The sequence below is a fragment of the Geobacillus sp. CCR genome (assembly GCF_052906625.1).
Genome location: NZ_JBREBQ010000008.1, coordinates 14,483 through 30,597, shown reverse-complemented (window position 1 = coordinate 30,597; position 16,115 = coordinate 14,483). Strand labels below are relative to the sequence as shown.

Genomic DNA, 16,115 nt, shown 5'->3' with positions numbered 1-16,115 from the left:
ATATTTTCAATAATTTTCTGAATATACAAAACAAAAAAATACACCGCCTACAACAGGCGGCAGACGATCGCTTTGATGTCTGCTCCGTGCATACCGTTTCCCCTTTCTTGGCCCGTCATCATTTGCTTGTTCGTTTTTGGTTGATAGACAAAAGCCAATATGGCAAAATATGATTCTAGAAAAGCTTACCATTATGTTGCAAAGAGGAGGAACACATGATGAGATTCGTGATCCCGCTTGTCCTTTCCTTTGCGCTCGCAGCCAGCTTTTTCTTCGACTCGTTCCGTTCGGCCGAAGCGGCAGCCAAAATCAAAACGTATCCAAACTGCACCGCGCTGAACAAAGAGTATCCAGGGGGCGCGGCCCGCTCCGCCTCTGTCAAAAACAAAGGAGGTGGCAAATTCATTTCCCTCGTCCAATCTCGGTTCGTCGACGACTGCACAAGCCGCCTTTCCTCGCCTCGTTTCACAAGTCGGACCGTCTCCCGCGGAACCCCAAGCCCAATGGCCACTTCTGGGCATACAGGCACAAGCCGAGCAAACTCCCCTAAACGAGAGACAAACGAATTGTGAATGATATCGCCGTTATACCGGCAGGCAGAAAAGCCGAGGCATTCGCTGACCACCACTGTCGGAATGGCGTAGTGCATCCTTTTGTACTCCTTTCTCGTTCCGTCACCTCTCTTTGTTATTGTAACCAATTGAAGATCGACTGTCATGAAGGCCATTTCATTGAGCCAGCCAAAAAATCGGTATAAGTTAGAAGAAGCAATAAACAGCTCCAAATGAAAACAGCGCCCTAAGCGAGTTTCCTGCTTAAGGCGCTTATTCGGCAGCTGCTGCATGGCAGTGCACACGCCCATATACACCATTAAAGAAGACGGCAAGGGCGCCAAATATGGTGTTCCGGCTTTCTTCATCGTCTTTCCTCTCGGCGCGGCGCCTGAATGGCGATTCCTTCGTTTTGCAAGGCTTGATAGAGCCGCTTGGCAAATCGCACCGCCTGTTCATTGTCGCCATGGAGACAGACGGTGTCGGCTTCAATCGCCACGTCCGTCCCTTGCACCGAGCGAACGCGCCGGTCGCGGATCATCATAAGCACTTGCGTGACCGCTTCGTCTTCATCCGCGATGATGGCGCGCGGATCGCTTCTTGGGGTGAGCGAACCGTCCGCCTGATACGTCCGATCGGCGAACACTTCGCTCGCCGTCCGCAAGCCGCAGGCGCGGCCGGCGCGGATGAGTTCGCTTCCCGACAAGCCGTATAAGACAAGCATCGGATCGACATCATGCACCGCTTTGGCGATCGCTTCGGCCAGCGCCGCGTCTTTCGCCGCCATATTGTACAAGGCGCCGTGCGGCTTAACATGCGTCATCACGCCGCCTTCCGCCTTCACAAACGCAGCCAGCGCGCCGATTTGGTAGACTACATAGGCGTATACCTCCTCTGGCGAAACGGCCATGGCGCGCCGTCCGAAGCCAAGCAAATCCGGAAACCCCGGGTGGGCGCCGATGGCAACGCCATGCTGGATGGCGAGTTGCACCGTCCGCCGCATGACGAGCGGGTCGCCGGCGTGAAACCCACAGGCGATGTTGACAGAGGTCACGTACGATAAGATTTCTTCCTGCCCAAGCCTATACACCCCAAAGCTTTCGCCGAAATCGCAATTCAAATCAATCGTCCTCACCGTTCTCCCTCCCATTGACGGCGAATGGCCGCAATCCATCGAGCCAGCCGTTGCTGTTGTTCCCGATAAAGCCACATCGCTTCTTCCGGCTCGATCGGCTGAAATTGGATAAAGTCACCCGGACGAGCCTGCGCGAGAATCGGCAAATCCACAGACGCAACCTGGGCGATGCGCGGGTAGCCGCCGGTTGTCTGGCTGTCCGCCATCAATACGATCGGCTGGCCGGATGCCGGGACTTGCACCGTGCCGAAAACGACCGCTTCCGAGACCATCTCCCACTCGCGCACAAGCGCCAACGCCCGTCCAGAAAGCCGATAGCCGATCCGATCGGACTGCGTCGTCACCTCATAGCGGGCGGCGAAAAACTGGCGGCGGCTCGCCGGCGTAAATTCGTCATACTCCGGACCGGGAACCGCGCGCACCGTTTTCGTTTTCCCACCAATATAGCGGCGGGCGGCCGAAGCAAGACCCCAACGCATCCGGCCGATAACACGACGCCCATGAGTAACGCCGACCGGCAGTGCATCGCCCCGCTGCAACGGGCGGCCTGAAAGCCCGCCAAGCTGGGCTGGAACGTACGTGGAACGACTGCCCATCACGGGCGGGACGTCGATGCCGCCTGATACAGCGATATACGCCCGAAACCCCGTCCGACACACCCCTACTTCGAGCACATCGCCCGATTTGACGATCTCCGGTTTCCAAAGGGAAATCGGCTGCCCATTGAGCGTGCACGGGAAATCGCCGCCGCATACCGCAACGACGGCCTCGACGCGAAACCGAAGCGTCGGTCCGGCCATCGTCGCCTCAAGCACCGCCTCATCACCGTTGTTGCCGACAAGCGCATTAGCCAGGCGATACGCCCACGCATCCATCGCCCCGCCCGCCGGCACGCCGGCATGCCGGTAGCCAAAACGCCCGCCATCTTGCACGGTTGTAAACAACCCAGCCTCGATGACGTCAATCATGTTCCTCGCTCCAACGTGCAAATTCATCAGCCCCAATCGGCTGAAACGCGACGATATCGCCAGCCGCAAGCAAACTTGGCTTCTCTCGGTGCGGGTCAAACAGCTTCAGCGGCGTTCGACCGATCAGTTGCCAGCCGCCCGGCGTCGCAAGCGGGTAGACGCCCGTCTGTCCGCCGGCGATGCCGACCGAACCGGCAGGCACTTTTGTGCGCGGCACCGACCGCCTTGGCGTCGCCAAGCGCGGCGACAGCCCTCCTAAATAGGCAAATCCAGGAGAAAAGCCGATCATATAAACTCGGTAGCGTCCGGCCGAATGGAGCGCTATCACTTCGTCTTCTGTCATCCCATGGAAACGAGCGACATCCGGCAAATCCGGACCGAATTCGCCGCCGTAACAGACGGGAATGACGACCGTCCGCGCCGAACGCCGCACCGCTTGTTCAGACCGCCTGATGTTTTTCCTTAGCCATGCGCCTATGCCGATGTAATCGATCACCAATGGATCATAGTAGATGGTGAGTGACGAAAACGCCGGCACGATCTCCTCGATGCCTTCTTTTCGCTCGGCCTGAAGCCGGGCGGCCGTTTGGTGGACGATATCATTCACGTCCTCGTCAATGCGGTCTGAAAACCGAACCGTCACCGCATATTCGCATAATGGAAACAACGTATACTCCACCGTCATCCCTTCCCCCGAAAGCCGAGTTCGCGCGAAATGTCCATCGCCGCCTGCTTCAATCGCGGAACGATGCGCGCCACATCATCTGGCGAAAAGCGCTGTTCCGGCCCGGCAACGCTCAGCCCGGCAACCGCCGCGCCTTCATGGTTGAAAATCGGCACCGCAACGGCGGCCGAATAGTTTTCCAGCTCAGAATAGCTGACCGTATAGCCGCGGTCCCGGTCTTCTTCCAACAACCGGCGCAGCGCTTCTTTGTCGGTCACCGTATGTTTGGCGATTTTGACAAGCTCGACTTGTTCTAAATAACGTTCCCGATCCGCCTTGTCCATAAACGCGAGCAAGACACGAGGGCACGCCCCGGCATACAGAGGGGCGCGCCGCCCGACTTTCGTATAGACGCGCACCGGCTCGGACGTCTCGACTTTTTCAATATACAGCGCCTCATCACCGTCGCGAATGACAAGATTCACCGCTTCGTTCGTCTCCTCTTTCAGCCGCTTCATCACCGGCAGCGCCGCCCGGCGAATATCGAGCCGCTCGGCGACGAGCGCGCCAAACGTCAAGAAGGCTAAACCGAGCTCATAGTAATCGCCTCGTTTTTGCAAAAAACCAAGGACAACAAGCGACTGCGCCATCCGGTACACCGACGTTTTGGGCATCCGAAGCCGCTCGACCATTTCCGGCAGCGTCAACCGTTCGCAATCGAGAAACAAATCAAGCAGTTCTTTTGTTTTTAAGACCGTTTTATTCATCATTGCCCCTCTGTTCCGAATATCAGAATATTAATTCCAAAATACGAGTTATATATTTTTTATTATAATGAAAAGTGGAACAACTTTCTACCACAAAATGAAAAGCGCCCGCTGAACGGACGCCGTTGGATTCAAATCGATAAGCGTTTCAAAAACACATAACTCACTTTTTGATATTCCATTTTTTCCTCATAGAAGCGATGGGCGTCAACCCGCTGCAGGCCGGATGACAGCGAGACAATCCCGTAGCCTTGCTCCTTCGCCCATTCGTGCACATGCGACAGCAACGCTTTTCCATACCCTTTCGAACGTTCGGCTGATGTCGTGACCAAATCGCAAACCCAAATAAAACGGCCGTTATAGAGCGTGATCATCGGCATGAATCCGACAACGGCAACCATTTTGTCCTGATCATATAACGCCGCAAGCTTATACCCTTCTTTTTCTTGCGCTTCACGCACAAGCGCGACATACGTTTCTTCATCCAAATGAGTGCGCAGCTCCCGCATGACCGGAAAAGCGCTTCTTACTTCCTCCTCCGTCTCGAGCCAAACAAATTGCGGCATGACTCCCATCTCCCTTCTTCTATTTCTACATTCATGATATCCATGTTTGTCCAAAAATGGAACTTCCGCCTTTCCGCAACGTTGATCATCGTTTCGAAAGAAGACTCCCGCTTCAAGCGCGTGAAGGGCGCAGCCCAGCGATCAGTGGAAGATTGTCGGCTGATAAACCAACGATTACAGCTGCAGCCGCAAATACGGCCTCAGCGGTAAAGTTTGCGCCCGAACCACATGCCTTATGCGCAGAAGGCTGGGAGAAAGAAAACGCCAGCCGGTTATTCGCAAGCCAGCTGGATCGTTTTCATCCCCCAGCGCCCCTTTCAATGGACCGGTTGATCACGCCAGCGAAGCGAGCACAGCCGGCAAGGCCTCCACAACGTCCGACGCCAATACATCCCAAGGCGAATGACCGTGTTGAACAAGCCAATCAGCAGCCTTTCCATGCACGAACGCCGCATTGCTCACCGCAGGCTGCACCGCCTCGTGCTGCAACAAAAACGCCGCCACGATGCCCGTCAACACGTCACCGCTGCCGCCTTTCGCCAAAGCCGGGTTGCCGGTCGTGTTGACATATTGCGATCCATCCGGCGCCGTAACAATCGTATACGGCCCTTTCAACACGACATACACGCCATATTCCATCGCCAACCGCTTGGATAACCCAAAGCGGTCGTGCTCGACCTCGCGAATGGAGCGACGGACGATGCGCGCCATTTCCCCCGGATGCGGGGTGATCACCGTCGGCGCGCTTCGGCGGCGCACCTGTTCAGCGTAATCATCCCAGAAAAATAGGGCATCGGCATCGAGGATAAGGGGCACCGGCTTTCGCACCAACTCCCCAACAAGACGGCGCACCCCTTCCGTTCTCCCCATGCCTGGACCAACGGCGAGCGCATCGACATCCAGCCCGTTCCAATCGGCCGCGCCGGCAAACGCTCCCCCTTCGGCCGGCCATGGCCTGCACATCGCCTCGGGCATCCGATTGGCAACCGCTTCGTACACTGTTTCTGGAACAGCCATGGTCACAAGTCCGGCCCCGCTTCGCAGCGCTGCCTTGGCGGCGAGCGTCACTGCTCCTGCCATAGCTTTCGATCCGCCGACTACAAGCAGTTTGCCATACGTTCCTTTATGCGAGGACCGCCTCCGCTTTGGCATCGTCCGCATGACATCGCTTCGCTCCCACACGAACCGACGGGCTGCATTCGTTTTGACCACGAGCGGCGGAATGCCGATATCTACAACAGCGAGTTCCCCGTAATAATCGGCCGCTGGGAATGTGTACGCCCCAAGCTTCGGGCATTGAATGGTGAGCGTCATATCCGCGCGAACGGCCGCGGCGACATCACCGCCATCCGCCGGCACCCCGCTTGGCACATCGATTGCATACACAACAGCCCGCGAGCGGTTCAGTTGTTCAATGATTTCTTGATACGGAGAGCGAACCTCGCCTTTCACGCCGATGCCAAGGAGCGCATCAATGATCACGTCGTAGTGCGGCGCACGCATCGCAAACTCTTGTTCATTCCCTTCATACGGAATCCACGAATACCCGGACCGCTCGTACACCTCAAGCGCGGTGCGCGCCGCTCCTTTCACCTTTTCCTTTGGTGGAATGAGCCATACATCGGTTTCGTAGCCGCAGCTTTTCAACATACGGGCAACGACAAACCCATCCCCGCCGTTGTTGCCCGCCCCGGCAAGCACCGCCACCCTATCAGCGCGCGGAATCCGCCCTTTCAGCACCCGAAACAGCGCCTGCCCTGCGTTTTCCATCAACGAATCAGCGCTGATGCCGATCCGCTCCGTCACTTCTCGGTCGATGGCGTACATTTCATCAGATGTTACGACCGGAATCATTCTCCTTCCTCCTCTCTTCTTTTGGCCTTCGTCCCCTTTGGCGCTCCATCTTTTGCACATGTTGGCCATGGGAGAATCAGGCTTTGAGAACGAACCACGATGTCCGATGGAACGGTCTTCATGGAGCGTTCATGAAACGTTTGGCATTCCCTGCCGCGCCTTCCCATCATCAATGTATGATTTAGGGAAGCCTTGCCGGAACAGCCGGCGGCTGCGTCTAGGCGCATTTTCATTGGAGCGGCGTCATCCCTTTATCGCCGTGTTGCTCGCCTTGTCCTACCCGCTTATCCGCTATGCAGAAAAACGACGGCCATCGCCTTCACGATGACCGCCGCCTCGATTACGGCTGCTTGGCGATCACTTGCAGCCCAAACTGCAGGCAATCGTCGCAAATTGCCGCCAGCGGACCTTTGGCCAGCCTTGGTTTTTCTTTGAGACAAAACGAGCAGCGGCCGCCGCCATGCGCCTCTTCTGCCTCCAAGGCCAGCGTTTCCTCAAGTTTTTCCAATGAGAAGACAGCCAACGCCTCGTATACGTTATCAAGCAAATGATCATCAATATAGGCACATTTTCCTTCCCAACGGAGCGCGATGAGTTTCGCCGCCACCGCCATCCCTTCGTAAAACCGGCGCCGATCCTCGTTCTCCCTTTGCTCGGCCATAGCGATCAATTCATCGGCAAAACGCTCGAGCGCCCGAGGCGTGCATTCATCAAGCCATCTTGTTGTTCCGCTTGTCATGCACATTTCCCCTCCCTCGTTTCTTTCCCTTTTCAATACGACAAACGGGCGTATTTTCCTTCTTCACCGCGGCCATTCATCAAGAAAACGGGATCGCAGCTCAAGCGGCGGCAGCTGACAATGATCACGCTTTGGAACGAGACGATGCCGACGATTGGCAATCGCGTCATACATATGATCGCGCAACAGCCGAGGGATGAGAAACCCAGCCGCTGCCATCCAATTCCACGGCCAAGCTAGACGCCGGCCGATGCGCAGGACAGCCTCGGATTTTACATAACAGCACCCGTTCTCGATGAGGACGACGCTGTCTCCCGCTGACATCTCCTGCTTGGCTAACAATGCTTGACCAACGGCGCTCTGTTGCGCCGCAAAGCGGAACACCGCCTGGCGGTCGCGGGCGGCGATCCAGTGTGCGCTCGCATGGCAAAACAGGCAATCGCCATCAAATAAGATGACAGGATGCATCACGTTCCCTCCATTGACCGGCTGTCGACCGGCTCGATGCAGGCGATCACGTCGTTTTTCGGCGAGTTGACCAGCGGCGCCACTTCGTACATGCGCATCTCGCTGCTCGGATACGGACGCAGCAACGATTTCAAATACTCGCTGTCGTCTAAACGCGGATCCAGCCAGTCTTCATGCTGCTCGGGAGGCAATATGACCGGCATCCGATCGTGAATGGGGGCGATGAGCTCGTTCGCCCTCGTCGTCATGATCGTGCACGTCTCAAGCGGCCCGCTCGCTCCCTCCCAGCGCTCCCACAGACCGGCAAACCCAAACGGCGCATCCGTTGCAAGCGTAAACCGATACGGCACTTTTTTCGATCCCTCTTTTTTCCACTCATAAAATCCATCGGCTAAAATCAAACAGCGCCGCCGCTTGAACGCATGGTGAAAACTCGCCTTCTCATCGACTGTTTCCGCCCGGGCGTTGATCATTTTGACACCGATGCGATCATCTTTCGCCCAAAACGGCACAAGCCCCCAGCGCATCATTTTGCCGATTCGCTCCCCTTCTTCCACAATGACCGTCAACACCTCCTGGCTCGGGGCGATGTTGAACCGAGGCGCAAGCGAACCTTGATAACGGAAACGAAACAACGCCCGCAATGTTTCCAAATCAACTGTCAACGTAAACCGACCGCACATGGCATTCACTCCTCGATTCGTTGATCAATGCCATCTTCATTCTCTATTTCTTCCATTATAATACAAAAAGCGGCCGAACACGAATCGCAGCCGCCTTACGAAGAAGTTTTTACCAATGAGCGCAAAAACGCCGACACTCTTTCTACATACTCATCGCTGTAGAGAGAAAAACTTTTCACATGATCCGCTTTGTCCGTCAGCCATAGTTGAAACGCATGCGGATGGGTGTTGTACAACTTCACACTTTCTTTGTATGGAATCGAACGGTCGTCTTTGCTGTGGATGAACAAAATCGGCCTCGGCGCGACACGATCGACCGCATGGATGGGCGAAGACACACCCAAATCCAAATCCGCAAGCGCCGGGACGATCGCCAAAATCAAATACGTAAACGGCACGTTCGGCAGATGCGTCCATACCGGCATATTGGCTCGCAAATACGATTCGAGGTCGCTGAACGGGCTGTCCGCAATCACCCCGCGCACGTCATTGTCTTCTGCCGCCGCCAAGATCGATGTCGCCGCTCCCATCGAAACGCCGTATAAGGCGACTGGCTCGCGATAGTGCCGCTTCGCGTAATCGATGACGCCAAGCAGATCGTCTTTCTCTTTGACGCCGATCGTAATCATATCGCCTTCCGACTCACCGCTCGCACGAAAGTCAAACAAGATGACGCGGTACCCGTCGTCAACAAGCCGCTTGGCGAGCGGCAAAAACGGCACGTTTTTCTGAATCCGGTTGCCGGCATACCCATGGGCAAAAATGACCGTCATCTTCGCCGCTCCTTTAGGCGGAATGATCCAGCCTTCGAGCGCCGTTTTCCCATCTTTGCTTGTAAATGTCGCACTTTCATACGCCATGCCATAGTCTTTCGGCGTCATGGTAATCGGCTCGCGCGGTTTATGCGTCAGCTGCCAGCCGACATAAACGGACAAACCGACGCAGGCGAGCACCCCCAACATCACGACGCCAATGGCCGCCGAAATCCACACGCGCCGTTTCGTCCGGCGCGGCGTGCGCACCAATTCCATGCGCATTTCCCCCTCTCGCTTTTCCCTTTTCTTTCATCCTACTTGTTCCATTGCTCATTTGGCAATCAAAAAAAGAGATGTCCGCCCAACACGAACATCCCTTTCGCTCACGGCCCGCTTCATGCCGCCAATTTACGAATGGGCAAGCGGGGCAGACGCTCCTTTACATCTGACGATCAAGTCAAACTCACGCACCGACGTCATGCGTTCATCGACGAGCCCGCGCTCCCACACATGACGCACAAACAGCTCGGCGATCCGCTGATTCCGATCGTTTTCCTGTCCGCGTTCAAGGGCGATGATGCTCAAATACAGATCACACATCCGATTGGCAATCGCTTTCGCGTGGAACGTCTGCACCTCATCCGCTTGGCCGCCAAGACGGGCGAGCGCGGCCACCAATTCCTTCAACCCTTCTTCAACCGGGCGGGCAAGCGGCTTGACTTCGGCCGTCAACCGCTCAACCTTCTCCTTCATCTCTGTGATGAACCGCTCGTGAATGCGGTATTTGCGCATCAAACGCAGCACCTCGAGCGCCAAAATATTCGCCGTTCCCTCCCAAACCGTCAGCACTTGCGCATCGCGCAACAGGCGTGGCGTGACAAAATCTTCAATATACCCGTTGCCTCCATGCATTTCAATCGCCTCATGGCTGAACGCGATTGCCTCTTCGGCGGTGCGCATCTTAAGGAGCGCAATCAGCAGCCTGAGCCATGCTTTCTCCGCCTCGCTCGCTTCATGCGGCGCGGCCATGACGCGGTCAAACAAGGCGATCATGTCAAAGCAGGCGCTCGTTTCCACTTCCTGTCTCGCTGTCAAATTGGCGAGCGTCCCGCGCACCATCGGGTAATTCGTCAACACATGACCAAAGGCCGTGCGCCGCTCGGCGTATTGTTTCGTCTCTTCAAGCGCCCGCTTCATGATGCCGACGGAAGCAACCGCATTGCAGACGCGCGAGAGATTAAGCGCTTCCATCATATAATAGAAGCCTTTCGCCGGATCGCCGACGACATACGCCTTGGCGCCGTCAAACACGACTTCGGCGGACGGCACGGCGCGCACCCCTAATTTATCCTTTAAGCGGCGGATGGTGATGCCGTTTAATGTCCCATCCTCGTTGCGCCATGGGACGAGAAACAAGCTCAGCCCTTTCGTCCCCGGCCCGCTCCCGTCGATGCGCGCCAACACGAGCGCTACGCCGCAGCGGCCGGCGTTGCTGGCAAAATATTTTTCCCCGTATAACTGATAATGATCGCCGCACGGCACGGCGCGCACCGCATTGGCACCAACGTCCGACCCGCCTTGGCGCTCGGTTAAAAACGTCGCTCCTTCGTACAACTCGACTTCCCCGGTGGAGATGACATGGGGCAAATACGTCGCCTTCAGCTTTTCATCGGCAAAATGCTCGAGCACATAGGCGGTCGCCATCGTCAACGTCACCGGACAATAAAACCCGGGCTCGGCTTGGGATAAAATGTACCCTTGGGCATATGAATAAACATAGTTCCCTTTTCTCCCAAGCTCAGGAATCGGCTTGTGCACATAGCCGACAATCCCCGTCTCGTACGTCTGTTTTGCCGTCTGCACGTATCCTTCGTTTACCCATACTTCGGAAATGTCGTTCCCAAACCGGTCGTACTTGATGAGGCGCGGCTGCCCTTCGCGGTCGGTGTGCACGGCGCGGCGGTCGACGTCCGTCAAGCAAAATTCGTAAAACGACGCGAGCTTTTCTTCCGCATACCGATACAATTCGTCATCCAAATGCCGTTTCAAATTCGCCAGCAAATTCGGATCGACTTCATAAAGCGGTTTCATCGTCTCTCCCCTTTCCCCTCTTCTTATCGTCCCTGTGCTCCCTGCGCCGTCGTCTCCCACATCCGCAGCACTTGTTTCAACACTTTTCCCGTCGCATTGCGCGGCAGTTCAGCGATCGCCTCATACAGACGCGGAATTTTATAGTCAGCCAGCTTGTCAGATAGGAAACGCTTGCACTCTTCCGCAAGCGGTTCGAGAGGTTGGCTCAATACAACAAACGCTTTTGCTGTTTCGCCCCACTCCGGATGCGGCACGCCGATCACGGCAACATCGGCGATCGCCGGATGCGTTCGCAGCACATCTTCGACTTCCTTTGGATAAATGTTGACACCGCCGGAAATGATGACATCTTTTTTCCGGTCGACGATCCAAATGTAGCCGTCTTCATCGCGGCGCGCCAAATCGCCGGTGTACAGCCAGCCGTCTTTGATCACCTCGTTCGTTTTTTCTTCGTCCTTGTAGTATCCTTTCATGATGCTCTCCCCGCGCAGCACGATCTCCCCGACCTCGCCGGGCGCAACTTCCTGTCCGTTCTCATCGACGAGGGCCACCTCGCAATGAAGAGCGGCATCTCGGCCGACGCTCCCCGCTTTTTCGCCATGCTCCTCAGGAGACAAGTACGTCCCGTTCGGGCCGGCTTCGGTCAAACCGTATAAACACATCATCCGCCCGGCGCCAAAGCGGCTGGCGACAAACTTCACTTCCTCACGCGACAGCGGAGCCCCGCCGTACATCCAGCAACGGACCGAAGAAAGGTCGTATTCGTCAAACAGCGGATGCTTCGCCGTCAACAAATACGCCACTGGCGCGCCGAAAAAGTGGGTGATCTTGTGACGCTCGACCAGTTCGAGCAACGCATCCGGGGAAAACGCAGGCGCTAGGACATGGGTCGCACCGACGTACGTGCCGCCTATGAAAAACAAATGAAGCGGCGCTGAGTGGCTGAGCGGCATGAGATGCAGCAGGCGGCTTTGACGGTCGATTTTCGTTTCGATCACGATCATGTCCGCAACCGTGATCACATTGCGATGCGTGAACAACACCCCTTTTGGCCGCCCCGTTGTCCCCGATGTATACAAAATCGTCGCCTCATCATCCTCTTTGGCTGGGCAGACGATCTCTTCTGGATCACCCGAATCGATCAACTCCTCGAGCGACAGCCAACCGCCTTCCGCCTTCCCGGTCTTCACCCAGATTCCATCGCTTCCACCGACAAGCGGGGCGAGCACTTGATGCACCCAATCGTGGGCGATGAGCGCCTTTGCCTCGCTATGGCCGAGAATATACTGCACCTCAGCCGCCGTCAAGCGCGCGTTAATCGGCACAACAACCGCGCCAAGGCGCAAAACAGCAAAGTACGAAACGGCAAACTCTTTGGTATTGGGCATATACAGCGCGACTTTATCGCCGCGTCCGACACCAAGCCGAGCCAATGATGAGGCCAAGCGATTGACCATGCAGTTGACCTCGGCATACGACAGCGATGATTCTCCTTCGATGACCGCCGTTTTCTCTGGAAATTTCCTCGCATTCCGGGCGAGCAGCTCTGAAATGTTCATCCATCCGATTCCTCCCATTCTCGCAATCGCTGTTCAAAATCGGAAAGCAGCGCTTCCATCTCCGCCTTCAGCTGAAGCAAATCCTCGATCCGCTCGCTCACCTCCTTCAATTTCCGCCGCCCGTATTCGACCGTTTTTTCAAGCTGTTTCTTCCCCGTGCGATCCTCATCAAACAGCGCAATCATCTCATGAATTTCGTCAAGCGAAAAGCCGAACCGTTTGCCGCGCAAAATGAGCTTGAGTTTCGCCCGCTCCTTTTTCGTATACAGCCGCTGCCCTGACTCGGTCCGGATTGGGGAGAGCAATCCGCGTTCTTCATAATAGCGGATCGTCCGTGTGCTCACATCAAACTCTTGCGCCAAATCGGAAATGGTGAAATAGTGCATGGCCATCCCTTTTCTAGAATCAATATTCTGAATTTTATTTTAATTGACGTTTACGTAAAAGTCAACGAATATGAAAGCAAAGAAACAGTCATCCTCCCCCTTCTCCGTGTCCATTCTCTCCGCCATCCAACCATCAATATGGAAAAAATGGATCTGGGAGCCGTCGGCGAAAGGAGACATCCTAAGCCAATGCAAAGAAAGAGACAGTCGACCGAACGCACAGGTCATCAGCACTGAAACGCTTTTCCATTATTCATGGCGGCCAGAAGCGAATCGGACGGCATGGGTCGATATACGCGCCGCTGATTCCCTGGCGAAATCACCATGACAAAAGAAAAAAGCCCCTGTCTAAGGAGCCGTTTCCTCACCCGCCCGCCCCGGTGTAAAAGCGCAAGGCAAACCGCCAAAAGCGACGGGCCAGCCATAAAAAGAGAATGGCCGCAGCCAAAGCCGCCAGCGCTGTCGGGATGCGCCATTTTCCAAGCAGCGCCAAAGCCGGCGTATTGGTGATCAACACCGCCGGCAAGATGTAGGTAATCACCAACCGCACCGCCCCGCGGTACATGCTGCCGGGAAAGCGGGCCGTATCAAAAAACGAATCGAAAATAAACGACAAGTCATCGATGCGCACGACCCAAAACGAGGTCGTCATCAACATCATCCATAGCGAATAAATGAGCAAAAGAGAAGCGACCATCACGATCAGAAACATGCATACGTCGGCCGCCGATGGCACGTAGCGTTCAACATACAAGCCGAAGCCGATGACGCCGATGCCAAGCGCCACATCGATAAGCCGCCAAAAGACAAGGTGGCGGAAGCTGACGTAAAACATGCTGTCGACCGGTTTCGTCAAAATATAATCGAGCGTGCCGCGCCTGACATGCTCAAGCAGCCTTGGCATGTTCGGGCGGAGCGCAAAATCGATGAATCCGCGCAGCGTATTAAAGACGCCGAGCAGCACAAGCACTTCCCCATACGTCCAGCCGCCTAAGCGATCCGTCTGGTAAAAAAAGATATGGACGGTCAACAGAGCGATTGCGATGCCAAAAAAGCTGGCGATAAAATTGCCGAAAAATTCGCTCCGGTATTCCATTTCCTCGACCAAACAAGCGCGGAAAAACTCGCGGAACACCCGCCCGTATCGCCGCATGTTCATCCACCTACCGCCTGATTTTTTCTCATCCCCGCTTTCCACAGCCATTGCAAAGCACCAATCAGCGCCATCATCCACCCGGCGGCGATCGCAAAGCCGCGCGCCAACTCTCCTCCATCCGCCGCCCCGGTGGCGATTTCGATCGGAAAACTGATCATATAGCGAAACGGCAGCCACTCGCTCCATTCGCGAAGCTGCGGCGGAAGCAGCCCAAGCGGCGCGATCCGTCCTGACAAAAACAACGAAATGACGTCGATCACGCCGTACACAGCCGCCACTTTCGTCATCCAAAACGCAAGCAACCCGCACGAGTAACTAAGCAAAAAACGAAGCGCCGCACCCAATACAACCGCCATCAAAAACAACATGATTTGACTTGCCGTCATGTGAGGACGAAGCGCCGGCCAAAATGTCGCTGCCACTACCCAGACAGGCACTAAAATGACGGCAAACAGCCATTTATAAATGATGTTTTCCGCGATCGCCCAATGGATCGGGTGAAGCGGCCTAAGCAGCAAATTCGAAAACGTCCCTTCGCGAATTTCACGGTCCAGCTCCCATACATCCCACGCGCTCGTCATTCGTTCGACAAAAATGACGGCCATAAAATAAAAGACAAACGAATCGCTCTCTTCCGGATGAATGTTCATCCAGACAAACATCGTGATCAGCGGCTGCGTGATCGCACCCGTCATCCAGACGAACGTCGCCAAACGATACGCGAGCATTTCGATGTATTTCATCCGCAACAAAGCGATATATTTGCGAATCATACACGCTCCTCCTGAAACGCGCGCGTAATCACTTCCTCAAGCGGCGGGTCTTCAATATTGATGTCGCGGACATCAAACCGCTCTAATAACCGCGCTGCTGTCCCCGCCGCCTTCTCGCGCGCCACCCGCAATACGACTGTTCCTTCTTCGATTTCCGCCACTTCGCCATACTCTCCCCAATCCATGTCCGGAACCCGTGAAAACCGGACTTCCAATCGCTTGTACGGCGCCAGCTTCTCCGTCAGCACTGACAGTTCCCCGTCGTAAATCAATCGCCCGTAGTTGATGATCATCACCCGGTCGCAAAGCGCTGCAACATCACCCATGTAATGCGATGTCAACAAAATCGTCGTCTCGTGCTCCCGATTGTAGTCAACGATAAAGCGACGCACGTTTTCTTGCGTATGAACGTCAAGCCCGATCGTCGGCTCATCCAAAAACAACACTTGCGGCCGATGCAAAAGCGCCGCCGCCAGCTCGCAGCGCATCCGCTGCCCGAGCGACAGACTGCGCGTCGGCTTGTCCAACAGCGGCGCCAAGTCGAGCAGTTCCGTCAATTCCTCGAGCGTCTGGCGGAAAGCCCGATCGTCGATGTCATAAATGGCTTTATTGACCAAAAACGTCTCCATCGGCGGGATGTCCCAAATGAGCTGGCTTTTTTGCCCCATCACCAAGCTCATCATTTTTTTAAACTCCGGCTTTTGCTCAAACGGCACAAACCCGCCGACCGTGATCTCTCCTGATGTCGGATGCAAGAGGCCAGCAAGCATTTTCATCGTCGTCGTTTTCCCCGCCCCGTTTGGACCTAAAAAGCCGACAATCTCCCCTTTTTCAATCGTAAACGAAACGTCCTTCACCGCCTCAATGACGCGGTAGTCGCGCCGCCATAAACTGCGCGCCGCCTCAAGCCATCCCGCTTCGCGGCGATGGACGCGGAACGATTTATGCAAATGGCTGACACGGATCACCATGTTCATCCTCCAGTATGTGCATACTACTG

17 protein-coding genes are annotated in these 16,115 nt (G+C 55.6%); all 17 read right to left on the bottom strand.

What is annotated here, in order from left to right; genetic code table 11:
- Positions 1–175: 175 nt before the first annotated feature.
- The 17 genes from ACVBDQ_RS05905 to ACVBDQ_RS05825 all read right to left on the bottom strand — a co-directional run bounded on the left by ACVBDQ_RS05905 (position 176) and on the right by ACVBDQ_RS05825 (position 16,083).
- The gene (locus ACVBDQ_RS05905) at positions 176–919 is read right to left on the bottom strand and encodes a DUF523 domain-containing protein (RefSeq protein ID WP_015374692.1); all 744 of its coding nucleotides are present in this window, start codon (positions 917–919) and stop codon (positions 176–178) included.
- Positions 916–1,686: a 5-oxoprolinase subunit PxpA gene (locus tag ACVBDQ_RS05900; RefSeq protein ID WP_131873639.1), complete on the bottom strand. Its 771-nt coding sequence runs from the start codon at positions 1,684–1,686 to the stop codon at positions 916–918. The genes ACVBDQ_RS05905 and ACVBDQ_RS05900 overlap by 4 nt, the downstream gene beginning before the upstream one ends.
- Positions 1,683–2,654: a 5-oxoprolinase subunit C family protein gene (locus tag ACVBDQ_RS05895; RefSeq protein ID WP_446663092.1), complete on the bottom strand. Its 972-nt coding sequence runs from the start codon at positions 2,652–2,654 to the stop codon at positions 1,683–1,685. Before ACVBDQ_RS05895 ends, ACVBDQ_RS05900 begins: the two co-directional genes overlap by 4 nt.
- Positions 2,647–3,339: a 5-oxoprolinase subunit PxpB gene (gene pxpB / locus ACVBDQ_RS05890; protein WP_013145505.1), complete on the bottom strand. Its 693-nt coding sequence runs from the start codon at positions 3,337–3,339 to the stop codon at positions 2,647–2,649. Before pxpB ends, ACVBDQ_RS05895 begins: the two co-directional genes overlap by 8 nt.
- Positions 3,336–4,085: an IclR family transcriptional regulator gene (locus ACVBDQ_RS05885; protein ID WP_013145506.1), complete on the bottom strand. Its 750-nt coding sequence runs from the start codon at positions 4,083–4,085 to the stop codon at positions 3,336–3,338. Before ACVBDQ_RS05885 ends, pxpB begins: the two co-directional genes overlap by 4 nt.
- A gap of 131 nt (positions 4,086–4,216) precedes the next feature.
- Entirely contained in the window at positions 4,217–4,651 is a 435-nt protein-coding gene (locus ACVBDQ_RS05880) for a GNAT family N-acetyltransferase (protein WP_021322570.1), read from the bottom strand.
- Between the two features lie 333 nt (positions 4,652–4,984).
- Positions 4,985–6,505 (bottom strand): bifunctional ADP-dependent NAD(P)H-hydrate dehydratase/NAD(P)H-hydrate epimerase, encoded by a 1,521-nt coding sequence (locus ACVBDQ_RS05875; RefSeq protein ID WP_011230993.1) that lies wholly within the window; start codon positions 6,503–6,505, stop codon positions 4,985–4,987.
- A 340-nt stretch (positions 6,506–6,845) separates the two neighbouring features.
- The gene (locus ACVBDQ_RS05870; RefSeq protein WP_446663091.1) at positions 6,846–7,244 is read right to left on the bottom strand and encodes a hypothetical protein; all 399 of its coding nucleotides are present in this window, start codon (positions 7,242–7,244) and stop codon (positions 6,846–6,848) included.
- A 63-nt stretch (positions 7,245–7,307) separates the two neighbouring features.
- Complete coding sequence (locus ACVBDQ_RS05865; protein ID WP_446663090.1) at positions 7,308–7,712, bottom strand: thiol-disulfide oxidoreductase DCC family protein; 405 nt, start codon at positions 7,710–7,712, stop codon at positions 7,308–7,310.
- Complete coding sequence (locus tag ACVBDQ_RS05860; RefSeq protein ID WP_011230990.1) at positions 7,712–8,395, bottom strand: SOS response-associated peptidase; 684 nt, start codon at positions 8,393–8,395, stop codon at positions 7,712–7,714. Before ACVBDQ_RS05860 ends, ACVBDQ_RS05865 begins: the two co-directional genes overlap by 1 nt.
- Before the next feature lie 95 nt (positions 8,396–8,490).
- A complete protein-coding gene (locus ACVBDQ_RS05855; RefSeq protein WP_446663089.1) occupies positions 8,491–9,432 on the bottom strand; it encodes an alpha/beta hydrolase in 942 nt (313 codons plus the stop codon).
- A 126-nt stretch (positions 9,433–9,558) separates the two neighbouring features.
- The gene (locus ACVBDQ_RS05850; protein ID WP_446663088.1) at positions 9,559–11,241 is read right to left on the bottom strand and encodes an acyl-CoA dehydrogenase family protein; all 1,683 of its coding nucleotides are present in this window, start codon (positions 11,239–11,241) and stop codon (positions 9,559–9,561) included.
- A 23-nt stretch (positions 11,242–11,264) separates the two neighbouring features.
- Positions 11,265–12,800: a class I adenylate-forming enzyme family protein gene (locus ACVBDQ_RS05845; protein ID WP_446663087.1), complete on the bottom strand. Its 1,536-nt coding sequence runs from the start codon at positions 12,798–12,800 to the stop codon at positions 11,265–11,267.
- On the bottom strand, positions 12,797–13,186 hold the full coding sequence (locus tag ACVBDQ_RS05840) for a MerR family transcriptional regulator (protein ID WP_011230986.1): 390 nt from the start codon (positions 13,184–13,186) through the stop codon (positions 12,797–12,799). Before ACVBDQ_RS05840 ends, ACVBDQ_RS05845 begins: the two co-directional genes overlap by 4 nt.
- A 364-nt stretch (positions 13,187–13,550) precedes the next feature.
- Complete coding sequence (locus ACVBDQ_RS05835; RefSeq protein WP_025039200.1) at positions 13,551–14,339, bottom strand: ABC transporter permease; 789 nt, start codon at positions 14,337–14,339, stop codon at positions 13,551–13,553.
- A gap of 2 nt (positions 14,340–14,341) precedes the next feature.
- Positions 14,342–15,115 (bottom strand): ABC transporter permease, encoded by a 774-nt coding sequence (locus tag ACVBDQ_RS05830; RefSeq protein WP_023634112.1) that lies wholly within the window; start codon positions 15,113–15,115, stop codon positions 14,342–14,344.
- Positions 15,112–16,083 (bottom strand): ABC transporter ATP-binding protein, encoded by a 972-nt coding sequence (locus ACVBDQ_RS05825; protein WP_011230983.1) that lies wholly within the window; start codon positions 16,081–16,083, stop codon positions 15,112–15,114. Before ACVBDQ_RS05825 ends, ACVBDQ_RS05830 begins: the two co-directional genes overlap by 4 nt.
- Positions 16,084–16,115 lie beyond the last annotated feature (32 nt).